The 13,730-nt window shown below is 67.2% G+C and carries 9 protein-coding genes; all 9 read right to left on the reverse strand.

The window, feature by feature from the left end:
* Window positions 1-211 precede the first annotated feature (211 nt).
* Window positions 212-1,312, reverse strand: a complete 1,101-nt coding sequence (locus WT60_RS00235) for a porin (protein WP_060356248.1) — start codon at window positions 1,310-1,312, stop codon at window positions 212-214.
* Between the two features lie 351 nt (window positions 1,313-1,663).
* On the reverse strand, window positions 1,664-4,693 hold the full coding sequence (locus WT60_RS00240) for a DEAD/DEAH box helicase family protein (RefSeq protein WP_060356249.1): 3,030 nt from the start codon (window positions 4,691-4,693) through the stop codon (window positions 1,664-1,666).
* A gap of 40 nt (window positions 4,694-4,733) precedes the next feature.
* Entirely contained in the window at window positions 4,734-6,761 is a 2,028-nt protein-coding gene (locus WT60_RS00245; protein ID WP_038750006.1) for a DNA methyltransferase, read from the reverse strand.
* A 406-nt stretch (window positions 6,762-7,167) separates the two neighbouring features.
* On the reverse strand, window positions 7,168-8,328 hold the full coding sequence (locus WT60_RS00255) for a porin (RefSeq protein ID WP_038750008.1): 1,161 nt from the start codon (window positions 8,326-8,328) through the stop codon (window positions 7,168-7,170).
* Window positions 8,329-8,620: 292 nt separating this feature from the next.
* Window positions 8,621-9,298, reverse strand: coding sequence for a response regulator (locus WT60_RS00260; RefSeq protein WP_038750011.1), 678 nt, complete (start codon window positions 9,296-9,298; stop codon window positions 8,621-8,623).
* Between the two features lie 10 nt (window positions 9,299-9,308).
* Window positions 9,309-10,688 (reverse strand): sensor histidine kinase, encoded by a 1,380-nt coding sequence (locus WT60_RS00265; protein WP_038750014.1) that lies wholly within the window; start codon window positions 10,686-10,688, stop codon window positions 9,309-9,311.
* A 76-nt stretch (window positions 10,689-10,764) separates the two neighbouring features.
* Entirely contained in the window at window positions 10,765-11,613 is an 849-nt protein-coding gene (locus WT60_RS00270; protein WP_059577866.1) for an ABC transporter permease, read from the reverse strand.
* Window positions 11,614-11,640: 27 nt separating this feature from the next.
* Entirely contained in the window at window positions 11,641-12,438 is a 798-nt protein-coding gene (locus WT60_RS00275) for an ABC transporter ATP-binding protein (protein WP_038750019.1), read from the reverse strand.
* Between the two features lie 95 nt (window positions 12,439-12,533).
* Complete coding sequence (locus WT60_RS00280) at window positions 12,534-13,547, reverse strand: ABC transporter substrate-binding protein (RefSeq protein WP_059577869.1); 1,014 nt, start codon at window positions 13,545-13,547, stop codon at window positions 12,534-12,536.
* Between the last annotated feature and the right edge of the window lie 183 nt (window positions 13,548-13,730).

Genomic DNA, 13,730 nt, shown 5'->3' on the forward strand with positions numbered 1-13,730 from the left:
ATTTTGACGCGGTGACTGCGGAGTTATGTGCGCTGGTCCACATAAGCCGTCGCGCGAAGCCTATGCGGGCGGAAGAGACCGATGCGGGGAGGGGGCGCGGCACGCGTCGCGCGTGCGGGCCTGCGGCCGGGCCGCCGCAGGCGGATGGCCGCGCGCCCGGCGCGCCGTGCCGGCTCGCGCCGCGCGACGGCCGCCGGAGAGCGCAACGCGTTCAGAAGCGGGTCAGCATCCCGATGCGCGCGAGAAACTGCGAGCGCGAGCTCGATTGCGAATCGGGCCCCATCACGCCGTTGATCCACGCGTGCGCGCCGGCGCTGCCGCCCGCGAACTGATACACGGTCTCGACGTAGGCGGACGTGCGCTTCGACAGCGCATACTGGGCAGCCGCCGTGACCTGATGCGCGTAGTTGTGCTCGAGCTGCGCGTTGCCCTTCATGTATTCGTAGTTCGCGCCGATCGTCCACGGCGCGCCGACGTAGCGCGCACCCGCCTGGATCACGTCGATCGCCGCGCCCGTCAGCGTGTTCTTCGTGTTCGTGTACAGCAGGTTCAGATCGAACGCCGACAACGCGTAGCGCGCGCCGAGCCCCCAGTTGCGCAGGCCGTCGTGCCCGTTGTTCATCTGCGGATACTTGACTTCGACGTACGCGGCGCCGAGCGCGAAATTGCCCGTCTCGTACTTGAGGCCGGCGCTGACCGTGCTGTTCGCCGACAGGCCGCCGCCCGCCTGATTGCCGAAGCCGTACATCAGGCCGAACACGAGACCGTTCAGGTTCGCGCTCGTGTACTTGACCGAGTTCGGCACGCGGCTCGAGCCTGCCATCCGGTCGAAGTCGAACGAGCCGGTCGGATTGTCGGGAATCCCGAGTTTCGAGAACGGGCCCTGACGGAAGTTGTAGAGGCCGCCGTAGCGGAACGCGCCGTCGAACGAGCCGAACGTCAGCGAATCGGTCATGAAGTCGTATTGCTGGCCGAGCGTCACGCTGCCGAGCCGCTCGCTCCACAGGCCGACGAGCGCGGTGCGCGAGAACATCGAGCCGGGCGTCGGCAGCGCGGCGCCGTTGCCAAGCGCGTACTGCGACGTCAGCTCGAAGATCGCCTTCGCGCCGCCGCCGAGATCCTCCGTGCCCTTGAGCCCCCACAGATTCGGCACCGCGATGCCGTCGTCGAAATGCACATTGCGCTTGCCGCCTTCGTTCGACACGTAGGACACGCCTGCATCCACCAGGCCGAACAGCGTCACGCTGCCGTCGGACGCGTGCGCGCCCGCCGTGACGGCCAGGCCGGCCGCCGCTACCGCAAACTTCTTCATCGTCGTCTCCGTTGGGGTTGTCGTTATGCGCGGCGACGCTCGGGGCGCCGCCGTCGATCTCCGGCACGGAGTGTGGAACAGCGTGCGGCGCGCATCTTTCCCGACGGCGCACAAACACTAGCTCGACGATGCACACGGGCATCGTCCGACGTTATGGATGTCGAAATGAAGTGCGCGGCGTTGCGCGATGCAGCGTGCGTTCGAGGAAATTCGCTTCGCACCGCGAAACGAAGCGGGGAAGGGCGCGCGCAAGAGCCTGCGGCGGGAAACCGCTGCGCGCCGCACGCCGGAAACCAGCGGCAATGTGGCGACGCAGCGAGAAAAAACGGCGAGAACGTGCGGTGTCGACGCTCAGGCCGCGTCGTGCGCGTTTGGCGTGGACGCCCGCAGATCGTCGACGGTGCGCGCGCGCACGTAGCGCGCCGGATCGTCGACGGCCGCCGCCAGCGCGCGGAAATGCGCGGCGCCGCACTGGATCTTGCGCCGCTCGAACGCGCGCAGATCGCCGTCGGCCAGGCCGCTCTTCGATTCGACGACGAAATACAGGCGCGGCCCGCCTTCCTCGGCGATCATCACCGCCCAGTCGGGGCTGTAGCTGCCGAGCGGCGTCGGGATTCGGAACCAGCCGGGCAGCCTCGCATACAGCCTGACCGCGTCGTCCTGTTCGAGCGATTCGACGAACGCGCGCTCGGCGGGCGTCTCGCACGGCACGTCCTCGTGGATCGATTTGGCCGCGCCGCGCCGCATGCTGGACAGATAGCCGGTGAGCGGCTCGTCCTCGAACAGCGACAGCGCGTGCACGTGCCGTTCGCCGAGCAGCGTGTACTCGATCCCGTCGACGAGCGCATCGCGCTTGCAGCGCTCGAGCGTCGCGGCGACGAGCGCGATGAAGCGCTGCGGATTGCGCGGGAACTCGTCGAGCCGGCCGCTCTCGATCAGCACGGTCGCGATCGTGCGCCGCGTGAGCTGCGTGCGATCCTGCAGCTCGGTCAGCAGATCCGGCAGATCGACTTCGCCCTCGTCGATCGCGATCGTGCCGGCGTCCTCGATTTCGGTCGCCTCGATGCCCGCCGCGTCGATCGCGATGTCGGCCTTGCGCCACTGCAGCCGTGCCTGCGCGACGGCGGGCGCCGCCTTCAGCGCGGCCACGCAGCGCTCGGCGAGGCGCGCGTTGTCGAAGTTCACGCGATACGTCGTCCGGTACTGGATGCGATCCCACAGCGCGCGGAACTCGTCGCCGAGGTACGCCGCCTTGCCTTGCGCGTCGCGCCGCAGCGCGATGTGGCGACGCTCGTCCGCGTTGCGCACGTCGAGCCGGCCCGCGAGCTTGCGCAGCATGTCCACGATCAGCGCGCGCTGCGCGTCGAATGCGTCGGGCAGAGGCAACGCGCGCAGCTTGAGCGCCGCGCGCAGCGTGTCCTGCACGCGGCCGCGCGCGTCGAGATAGCCGGCGTCCCGCAAATACGCCCACAGCGCGGTCGACTGTTCGACGCCGAGCGGCGCGACGCTGCCGTCCGCGGCCGACACGGGCAGCGCCGCGAACTGATGCGTCTCGACGATGCCGAAGCGCAGCCCCGTATCGGCCTCGATCTCCTTCTGCAGGTTCTCGGCGAACTGCTCGTAGCTTTCGCCGGCAACCACCGTCAGCGTGTTGACGTCGAAGCCGCGCACGCGCTCGCCGCGCTGGTTCACGGCAAGACGCAGCCCGCGGCCGATCGTCTGGCGGCGCTCGCGCTCGCTGTGGATGTCGCGCAGCGTGCAGATCTGGAACACGTTCGGATTGTCCCAGCCTTCCTTTAGCGCGGAGTGCGAAAAGATGAACTTGAGCGGCGTGTCGAACGACAGCAGCCGCTCCTTGTCCTTCATGATGAGGCCGTACGCGCGTTCCGCGTTCTCGCGGCTGCCCGCGCTCTTGTCGCTCGTGTCGGTCCAGCCGCCTTTCTTGTCGATCGAGAAGTAGCCGTCGTGCACGGCTTCGGCCGCGGCCTCGGCGTCGACGCCGCCGAACAGCGCGCGATACGCGGGCAGCTTCGCCGCGCGGCGGTATTCCTCTTCGAACAGCAGCGCGTAGTCGCCCTTGAACGGCTGGCCGTGCCGGTCGTACTTCCGGTACTTGTCGACCGCGTCGACGAAGAAGAGCGACAGCACCTTCACGCCGAGCGGCGTGAGACGCAGCTCTTTGTCGAGATGCTCGCGGATCGTGCGGCGAATCATCTCGCGCTGGATCGCGAGCGTGTCGACGTCGCCGTGCGTGTCGCCGATCGACAGAAACGCGTCGCCGCCCGGATAGCGCAGCTCGAGGTATTCCGCGCCGCGCGCCGCGTGAATCGCGCCGATCCGGAAGTTCGCGTAGACCGCGCGCTTCGTCGCGCGCTCGAGATCGTCGCCGTCGGAGACGGCCAGCGTTTGCCGCTCGACGCCGCCGTCGGCCGTCGCGACATCGAGCTCGACGCGCGCCGTGATCGCGCCGCGCCGGCTCGCGATCGACATCACGCGCATGAACGGCTTGTTGTGCGCGCCCTCGACGGTCGCCGACGCGATCTCGATCTGCTTGACGAGCCTGCGCTCGTACGCGTCGATCGCGTCCAGCCGGTACAGCATCTGATACTTGTCCGCGTGCGTCGCCGAATAGCGCAGCGTGCAGAGCGGCCGCATCGCGTCGAGCGCCTCCTTGCCGCGCCCTTCGAGCCCGCCGTCCACGCTTTGCGGCTCGTCGACGATCACGATCGGATGCGTGGCGCGAATCAGGTCGATCGGCTTCTCGCCGCCCGTCTTTTCGCTGTCCTTGTAGAGGCTGTTGACGTCCTTCTTGTTGATCGCGGCGACCGTGACGATCATGATCTGCACGGTCGACTTCGACGCGAAGCTGCGCACCTCGTCGAGCTTCGCCGAATCGTAGACGAAGCAATCGAACGGCACGCCCGCGTACAGGCGCCTGAAATGCCGCTCGGTGATCTGCAGCGTCTTGTAGACGCCTTCCTTGATCGCGACCGACGGCACGACGATCACGAACTTCGTGAAATCGAAGCGGCGGTGCAGCTCGAAGATCGTGCGCAGGTAGACGTAGGTCTTGCCCGTGCCCGTCTCCATCTCGACGGTGAAATCGTTCGAGCTCGGCGCGCCGGACGGCGGCAGGCCGTTGCGCACCTGCACGCGCGCGAGATTCTCGGCGAACGCGTGGGCGTCGAGCGTCAGGCGATTGCCGACGCCGAGCCCCGATTCGGCCATCCCGAGCGAAATCTGCGGGCTCGCGCGCCGTCGCGCGGCCTGCGCGGTCACGCTGAATTCGGCGCGGCACGCCTCCTGGCCGCGAAACAGATCGCATACCGCCTCGATCGCTTCGAGCTGATAGTCGAGATCCGACTCGAAATGCAACTGCATGCTCAACCTTCCTTGTCTGCGTGTGGCTCGCGTGCGCGCATCAGAGGCTCCGGATGCGCTTCACGCCGTGCTGCTCGAGGATCGCCGACAGGTTCACCTTCGCCACGTCGTCCGTGAAGCCGCTGTCGCGGAACACGCATGTCACGTCGCGCGCCTCGGCCGCGCCCGCCGCGGCCGAGGCGGCGATCAGCTCGACGATGCCGACGCCCAGCGCGTCGGTCGACGCGCGATCGATGCGCGCGTCGAAGCACGCGACGATCGCGCCGTCGATCACGTACACCGCCTTGCCGGCGATCGTCCTCGCCTCGATCGGCGCGCACAGGTCGAGGCCGAGCTTGAGCATCAGTTCGTACAACAGATCTTCGTCGGACCGGTTCGGCTTGATGTGGTCGACGGCCGCGAACAGCGACTGCTGGATGTCGTCGCCGCGCGGGTCCCATTCGGAGACGTTGGTCGAATCGAGTCTGAACACGCGAAAGCCGAGATCGGCGCGCACGCCCGGATGCTCGGCCGCGATCCTCGCCGCCGCGCGCCGCAGCCGTTCCTTCGTCAGCTCGGCGAGGTTGAGCGGCACGCGCTGCGCCGCGCAGAAATCGGCGGCGGCCTTCTGATCCTTGCTGTCGGCGTCGAGCGGCTCGGGCAACTGCACGAGCGCGTAGCGGCGCTGGCCGCCGTCGGCCGCGTTGAGCGCCATCACCGCGTGCGCGGTCGTGCCCGAGCCGCCGAAGAAGTCGACGATCAGATCATCGCCGTCCGTGCACCAGCCGACGATCGACGCGGCGAATTCGACAGGCTTCGGCTGATCGAACGGAATGCCGAGCGATTTCATCAGCGCGTCGTCCGAGCCGCCGAACGGCAGCACCGACGGCACGTTCTCGTACATGTTCTCGTCGAGAAAGTAGATACGCTGCGGCTGCGTGGTTTCGTCGACGCCGAATTCGACGAGCCCCTTGTCGATAAGCGCCTGCATCGTCGCGGGCGGGTTGCGCCAGCCGCGCTCGGGCACGGGGCACGGCCGGCCCGTCACCGGATGCATGAGCGCGGCGAAGTAGTCGTCGGGCGCCTTCTTCTTGTTCGGCCACGCCATCGACACGAGCCGGTAGACGCGCCCGTCGGCCGAGAGCCGGTCGTACATCGCCTCGCCGCCCGACAGCGTTGCCTGCTGCGACTTCACCCAGCTCCGGTACGCGACGTTCGCGTCCGCGATCGTCGACGCGCCCGCGATCGCCGCGCGCGCCGCGTCGAGCATGCGCTGCGCGTTGCGCTTCGGGCGCTTGAGCGGCGCGCGCTCGAACAGCAGCGCCGCGTCGCGCGCGAACAACACGATCGATTCGTGCTGGTACGCGATCCCGCGCGCGTCGCCCTTCGGATTGCGCTTGTCCCACACCGCGACGCCGAGCTCGTTGTCCTCGCCGAAGATCTCGCGCATCACGAGCACGAGCGCGTGCTGCTCGTGCTCGTCGATGTGCACGGCAATCACGCCGTCGTCGGCGAGCAGGTCGCGCGCGAGCTTCAGCCGCGGATAGATCATGTTGAGCCAGTCCGTATGGAAACGGCCGCTCGCATCGGCGTTGCTGCTCACCCGCTTGCCGCCCGTCGTCTGGCCGGTCAGCTCGAGATAGTGGCGCAGGCTGTCGGTGAAATTGTCCGAATAGACGAAATCCTTGCCGGTGTTGTACGGCGGATCGATGTACACGAGCTTCGCGCGCCCCGCGTAGCTCTTTTGCAGCAGCTTCAGCACCTCGAGGTTCTCGCCCTCGATCATCAGGTTGCGGGTCGACGCCCAATCGACGCTCTCGCGCGGGCATGGACGCAGCGTGCCCGTCGACGGCGTGAGCGCGAGCCTGCGCGCGCGGCGCTTGCCGTGCCAGTTGAGGCCGTACTTCTCGTCGGCGTCGGCGACGGCCGGCGCGCCGACGAGCGCCGCGAGCGCGTCGAGATTCAACGACGCGCCGTCCGCTCCTTCGGTCACGGCATCCGGAAAGAGCGCCTTCAGGCGCTCGATGTTCGCGGACACGAGATCCGCGGATTGTGCTTCCGGGCTCGCCGCATCGAGTTTTTGCATCATTCTTCCCATCAATTGCGTGTCTTCGCGCCGGCGTGCGAGCCCGATCGTCGGGCCGCGCGGCGCGGCAAAGGCGAAACGCTAGCGATCCGTCCGGCGCAGGTCAAGGACTTGCGGCGGCCGGGCGCGGCGCGTGCCGCCGGGCGGGGCCCGCAGCCTCGGCTGCCGGGGCTTCGCGCCCGCGTTCGGCGACGCAGATGTTTACCACAGGTTCGCAAGCCCGCCGCCATTGCGAGGTTTCTCCCTCGCGCGCGGGCGCGAATCGAGCGCAGGAAGCCGGCACAAAAAAGCCCGGCGTGAAGCCGGGCTGTCGAATACCGCATGGTCTCGCAGGAGATCGGGCGAGCTGGACGGGAGAAGCGGGAAGGGCGGCACGGCCGTATCGCGGCCGGCCGTGCCGCGCAGCGGGTCAGAACCGCGTGCGGATGCCGGTCGTCAGCTCGAGCTGATTGGTCGAGCCGTGCGTCGACGCGACGGTGTAGCCGCCGTGCAGGCGCATGTAGTCGCCGGCGAGGTACAGCTCGGTGCGTTTCGACAGGTGATAGAACACCGATCCGTACAGCGTTTCCTTGAAGCCGTTGCCGACACCCGACGTCAGGCTGAAGTCGCCGACGTTCGCGTTCGGAATGTTGCCGTCGCTGTTGTACGCGGCGTTGTGCACGCGCATTTGCTGATAGCCGAGCTCGTAATCGAGCGCGCCCTTCGGCGCGACCTTGAACGACACGGTCCATGCGTTGTCCTGACGCTGGCCGAGCGGACCCTGATCGCCGAGGTAGCGGAAATAGCCGGCATTCAAGCGGAAGATGTCGAACGTGTAGTTGCCGCCGACCGAGAACGACTTGTTCGCGTAGCCGCCGTGGTTCACGTGGCTGAAGAAGCCCGACACGTTGAACGGGCCGCCGTTGTAGCCGAGCGCGGCCTGGTAGTTCGAGTTCTGCGCGAAGCTCGTCGAATTGCTGAACGCGTAGCCCGCGCTCGCGAAGATGCCGTTGCTGAACAGCTTCTTCCACGCGAGGCCGTTGTTGTAGCGAGTGCCCGTCGCGCTCGCCGCGTAGAAGATCATCTGCTTGAAGTTGTTCGCGTTCGTCCAGCCGCCTTCCTCCGTCGTCAGCTTCGCCGAACCGTACGGGTCGCCGTAGATCGCCGACGCGTCGCGTGCGATCGTGTTCTGGAAGCCCGCGGTGAACTTGCCGAACGTTTCGTTTTCGATGCCGACCCACGCGTCGCGATCGAAGATCTGGCCCGAGTCTTCCATCTGGCCGTCGCTCACCCGGTATTCGCTTTCGAGCCGGAAGATCACCTTCGTGCCGCCGCCGATGTCTTCCGCGCCCTTCAGGCCCCAGCGGCTGCCGCTGAACCAAGGCTCGCCGCCGATGCCCATGCCGATCACGTGATCGCCCTTCGCGTTCGCGTGCGATTGATAGGTGGGCACGCTCAGGTCGATGAGCCCGTAGAGCTGGACGCTCGACTGCGCGTGCGCTTGCGGCGCCGCGCAGGCAACCGTCGCGATGGAAAGTGCCAGGTATTGTCGTTTCAAGATCGTCCCCTCCGATATCGTGTTGACCGCCATTCCTTCGTAGTGCGCAGCGTTGGCTGTGAATACGCGATGCAATGCGCATCGAACGGCGACGTCATCGTAGTGGGCGCAATCCTTCGCGCCGCTTTCGCGCGCGGTGCGGATTGCTCGGGATAAATACGGGGTAGCGCGCATTTTTTCGGCCGCGTTCGGCCGACGTGAGCCGTCGCGGCCGGCGCGGGAAAACATCGGACGATTTGCGAAGCAGGACGAAACAAAGCCGCACGCGCATCGGATGCGCGCGCGGCATGCGAGCGATGCGCCGTGAGCGGCGCGGAGGCTTGCGTTACTCGGCCGCGTCCTTCGTTCTGAGAATGTAGCCGAGCCCGCGCAACGTGATGATCTGCGCGAGCGAACCCGACAAGTGCTTGCGCAGGCGATGGATGTAGATGTCGATCGCATCGGCGCTCGGTTCGTCGTCGAGGCCGTACACGCTATCCATCAGGCGCGCCTTCGATACCGTCTTGCCCTGCTGCAGCATCAGCGTCTCGAGGATCGCATGCTCGCGGCGGCGCAGCACGAGCGGCACGCCGTCGCACTGGAACTCGCGCGTGCCGAACAGATAGACGAGATCGCCGCACGCGAGCTGCGTCGCGCCGACGCCGCATTGCCGCCGGATCAACGCGCGGATGCGCGCGACGAGCTCGCGCGATTCGAACGGCTTCACGACGTAGTCGTCGGCGCCCGCGCTGAAGCAGTCGACCTTGTCGTCGACCGAGCCGTGCGCGGTCAGCATCAGCACGGGCACGTTGTCGCCGCGGCGGCGCAGCCGCGCGAGCAGCTCCTTGCCGCTCATGCCGGGCAGCCGCATGTCGAGCAGCAGCGCGTCGTAGCGCTGCGCTTTCAGCACCGTGTCCGCGCTCTCGCCGTCCGGCGCCGAATCAACGCCGAAGCCCTCGCCGCGCAGCAAATCGACGATCCAGTGCGCGAGTTCCGCGTTATCTTCCACGAGCAACAGTTTCATCGAGACTCTCTCAATTGCGATAGGCGGGCAGGCGCACCGTCATCCTGACGCCCCGATTGCCGGGGCCCGTCGCGAGCGTGACCGTGCCGCCGTGCGACTGCGCGATCTCTTCGACGATCGCGAGCCCGAGGCCCGTGCCTTCCTCGTCCTTCGCGACGCGGTAGAAGCGCTTGAACACGTGCGGCCGCGCTTCGGCCGGAATGCCGGGGCCGTCGTCGACGACTTCGAGCACGACCATGTCGCCGTCGCGCCGCGCGCTCACCGTCACGCGGCCGCCTTCGTGCGTGTAGCGCACCGCGTTGTCGACGAGATTCATCAGGAGAGCCGACAAAAGGCTTTCGCTGCCCGTAACCTGCAGATCGTCGTCGAGCTCCGCGCCGAGATCGATCCTGCGCCGCTCGGCGAGCACGATCTCCTCCTCGAGCACGCCGGACACCACGGCCGAGACGTCGACGCGCGCGGTGAGCCGCGCGGGCGACGCCGCTTCCGCGTGCGCGAGCAGCAGCAGCTTGTCGGTGACGTCCGCCATCCTGCGGCTGCTGCGCTGCATCGACGCGAGCAGCCCGGCAAGCGCCGCGTCGTCGCTCTCGCGCTGCCGCGCGCACTGGATCTGCGTGTCGATCACCGCGATCGGCGTGCGCAGCTGGTGCGCGGCGTCGGCGATGAAGCGCCGCTGCGTTGCCGCATGCAGGTTGAGCCGCGCGATGCATTGATTGATCGCGTCGACGATCGGCCGCAGCTCGAAATGCAGCCGCTCGGTGCGGATCGGCTCGAGCTCCATCGGCCCGCGGTCCGCGACGTCGTCCTTCAGCTTCATCAGCGGCCGCAGCTCGAACGTGAGGCCGAGGTAGACGAGCGCCATCGCGAGCGCGAGCATCAGTGCGAGCCGCCAGAGCTGCGGATGCCAGATCGCGGCGATCATCATCTCCCGAGACGCCTGCGTCTTGCCGACGACGACCGTCACCGTTTCCGTGTCGCCCGCGTTGTACAGCTCGCGCGTATACGCGACCGCGCGGATCGCGAGCCCGTTGAGCGTCGTGTCGAACGTCACGGGCTGCGCGCCGGACGCGGCGGGCGCGGGCGGATTGTCGAGATCGGGATTGCCGGCGAGCAGCCGCCCGCCGCCCGTGCGAACTTTGTAGTACACCTGATCCTGTGCGGGCGACTCGAACAGCTCGAGCGCGGCGGGCGGCACGTTCGCGACGAGCGCGCCGTTTTCCCAGTCGACGTCCTCGGCGATCGCGCGCGCGGATGCGACGAGCGCGCCGTCCTGCACGAGATCGGCCGTCTTGCGCGCGGTGTCGTACGACATCGCGCCCGCGATCGCGACGAACACGGCAAGCGGCAGCAGCAGCCACCAAAGCAACCGGCCGCGCAGGCTGTGCGACATGCCGTTATCCCCCCACACTCCAGCCCCAAAACGAAACGGCGCACCGAAGATGCGCCGTTTCGTTGATGCATCGTCTTCAGAACGCGGCGGGCCGCCACTTCAGGAGCCGCTTCTCGAGCCGGGTCAGCAGGAAGTCGGCAGCGAGCGCCACGACGGCGAGCACGATCATCGCGGCGAACACGCCGCTCGCGTTGAACGCGCCCTGTGCGGTCGAGATTAACAGGCCGATGCCTTGCTTGGAACCCAGAAATTCCCCGACTACCGCGCCGACGAGCGCGAAGCCGAAGCTCACGTGCAGGCTCGCGAGAATCCAGCTGAGCGCGGACGGAATCACGACGGACGTCGTGATCTGCCGGCGCGACGCGCCGAGGATCTGCGCATTCGCGATCAGGTAGCGGTCGGCCTCGCGCACGCCCTGAAACGCATTGCCGAACACGACGAAGAACACCATCACGACGGCGAGCGCGATCTTCGACGCCATCCCGAGGCCGAGCGCGATCACGAATATCGAGCCGAGCACGACGCGCGGAATCGAGTTCGCGATCTGAATGTAGAGCCCGAACACGTCGGCGAGCAGCTTGTTGCGGCCGAGCACGATTCCGCAGAAGATGCCCGCGACCGAGCCGATCAGGAACCCGGCGATCGTCTCCTCGAGCGTCACCCACACCTGCAGCAACAGCGGGCCCTGCGAGGTGCCGTTGACGAACCAGTCCTGGATCTGCGCGACGATCAGCGACGGCATCGAGAAGAAGAACGGGTCGATCCACTTGAGCCGCGCGGCGATCTCCCAGCCGCCCAGCACGGCGACGAGCACCGCGATGCGCAGCCCGACGATCAGTTGCCGGCGCCGCCGCAATCGGTTCTGCGCGGCGCGCTCTTCGTCTTCGAGCGAGGTGGTGGTGCCAAGCGGCGTCGGAAGCGTCATGTCAGTCATGCTCCAGTCCTTTCCTGTTTATCCGATCTGCACTTCTTCGCGCAGGTCGTGCCAAATGTCCTTCGAGATTTCGATGAAGCGCTGCTCGTAGCGCACTTCCGACGTGACGCGCGGGCGCGGCAGGTCGATCTCGTACACGCGCTTGAGCGTGGCCGGGCGCGAGGTCAGCACGAACACGCGGTCCGCGAGCGCGATCGCCTCTTCGAGATCGTGCGTGACGAACACGACCGATCCCTTGTTCGCCGACCAGAGCTGCAGCAGCTCGTCCTGCATCAGCGTGCGCGTCTGCATGTCGAGCGCGGAGAACGGCTCGTCCATCAGCAGGATTTCGGGCTGGTTGATGAACGTCTGCGCGAGCGCGACGCGCTTTCTCATGCCGCCCGACAGCTGGTGCGGGTAATGCTTCGTGAATTTCGCGAGCCCGACGCGGCGAATCCATTCCTCCGCCTGCGCATACGCGGACTCCTTCGAGCGGCCGCGAAAGAGCGGGCCGGCCGCGACGTTGTCGATCACCGTGCGCCACGGGAACACCGCGTCGGCCTGGAACACGAAGCCGATTCGCGGATCGATGCCGTCGACGGGCTTGCCCATCACGTGCACCTCGCCCGACACGGGCTTGAGCAACCCCGTGATCAGGTTGAGCGTCGTCGATTTGCCGCAGCCCGTCGGGCCGACGATCGCGACGAACTCGCCGCGCGCGACCGACATCGTGAAGTCGTGCAGCGCGACGGTCGCACGGCCGTCCGGCGAGATGAAGCGGCACGACACGTTGCGAAACTCGATCGCGGGTGCATTGGCCGAAACATGTTGATTCATCGCTAGAAGTCCTGCATCGGAACCGGCGCCGTCCCTGCGGCGCCGGCGGCCCTCGTGAGCCTGGTTCAAAACTGGCCGCGCGTCGTTCGCGGCGCTTACTTCGCGTTCACGAAATCGTTCGTATATGTCTTCGACAGATCGATGTGCTTGCCCTTCACCGACGGATTGAACGCGGACAGCACCTTCAGCACCGTCGCCGGGCCGTCGCCGGGCATCTTGCCGTCGGGCGTATACATCGGCAGCGACGCCTTCAGCGCGCTCACGTAGAGCGCCTTGTCCTTCTGGTAGTCGGCGGGCATCTTCGCGGCGATCTCTTCCGCGCTGTGCGTGTGGATGAACTGCATCGTGCGCGCGAACGCGTGCGCGAGCTTCGTCGCCTGCTCCTTGTGCGTGTCGGCCCAGGCGGACTGCACGTACAGGCTCGCCGCCGGGTACGTGCCGCCGAGCGCGGCGCGCGTGCCGTCGAGCGTGCGCAAATCGACGAGCACCTTCGCGTCGCCGTTCTTCTCGAGCACCGACACGGTCGGCTCGGTCGTCATCCCCGCGTCGATGCGGCCTTGCTTGACGGCCGCGATGAAGCTCGCGTCGGCGCCGACGGGCAACATCGTGTACTGGTTCGCGGCGACGCCGTGCTGCTGCGCGAGGTACTGCGTGAGGAAGCTCGTCGACGAGCCGAGGCCCGTCACGCCGAGCGTCTTGCCCTTCACGTCGGCCATCGATTTGATCGTGCCCGCCGCCTTCGTCGACACCATCTCGACCTCGCCCGGCACCTGGCCGAGCACGGCGATCGCCTTCACGTCCTTGCCCTTGCTCTGCAGGTCGATCGTGTGATCGTAGAAGCCGACCACGCCCTGCACCGCGCCCGCGAGCAGCTCGTTCTCGGCGTCGACGCCGGCCGGCTGCGACTGCAGATCGACGTCGAGCCCCTCGGCCTTGAAGTAGCCGAGCTCCTGCGTGAGGCGCGCGGGCAGGTAGATGAGCTTCGTGATGCCGCCCACCATGATCGTGATCTTGCCGCCGTCGTCGGCGAAGGCGGATTGCGAAGCGAAGCCGAAGGACAGGCCGGCCGCGATCGCGGCCACGCTGAGCGCGCGAAGAGTGGTGCGCATCGGGAGTCTCCAATGTTGTCTGTATGAAGCGATGCTTGCTGCATCGTCGGGACGAGTATAGGGAGATGAAACCTTCCGCAACCTTTCGCGGGCGTCGCTTTCTTTTAGGGGTTTTCCAGCAACGCCGCCGCCTCGCGGCTAGGGCCTGGCCTGTTCACGCTAATAGCGGGAACAGGCCCCAGG

It is taken from the genome of Burkholderia sp. MSMB617WGS, from assembly GCF_001532025.2.
Taxonomy (GTDB): domain Bacteria; phylum Pseudomonadota; class Gammaproteobacteria; order Burkholderiales; family Burkholderiaceae; genus Burkholderia; species Burkholderia savannae.

Excerpts from the sequence above, each read along its gene's own strand:
- WT60_RS00235 (WP_060356248.1), bottom strand. The coding sequence starts at position 1,312 with ATGAAGAAGTTTGCGGTAGCGGCGGCCGGCCTGGCCGTCACGGCGGGC.
- WT60_RS00280 (WP_059577869.1), bottom strand. The coding sequence starts at position 13,547 with ATGCGCACCACTCTTCGCGCGCTCAGCGTGGCCGCGATCGCGGCCGGC.
- WT60_RS00270 (WP_059577866.1), bottom strand. The coding sequence starts at position 11,613 with ATGACGCTTCCGACGCCGCTTGGCACCACCACCTCGCTCGAAGACGAA.
- WT60_RS00245 (WP_038750006.1), bottom strand. The coding sequence starts at position 6,761 with ATGATGCAAAAACTCGATGCGGCGAGCCCGGAAGCACAATCCGCGGAT.
- WT60_RS00260 (WP_038750011.1), bottom strand. The coding sequence starts at position 9,298 with ATGAAACTGTTGCTCGTGGAAGATAACGCGGAACTCGCGCACTGGATC.
- WT60_RS00255 (WP_038750008.1), bottom strand. The coding sequence starts at position 8,328 with ATGGCGGTCAACACGATATCGGAGGGGACGATCTTGAAACGACAATAC.
- WT60_RS00265 (WP_038750014.1), bottom strand. The coding sequence starts at position 10,688 with ATGTCGCACAGCCTGCGCGGCCGGTTGCTTTGGTGGCTGCTGCTGCCG.
- WT60_RS00240 (WP_060356249.1), bottom strand. The coding sequence starts at position 4,693 with ATGCAGTTGCATTTCGAGTCGGATCTCGACTATCAGCTCGAAGCGATC.
- WT60_RS00275 (WP_038750019.1), bottom strand. The coding sequence starts at position 12,438 with ATGAATCAACATGTTTCGGCCAATGCACCCGCGATCGAGTTTCGCAAC.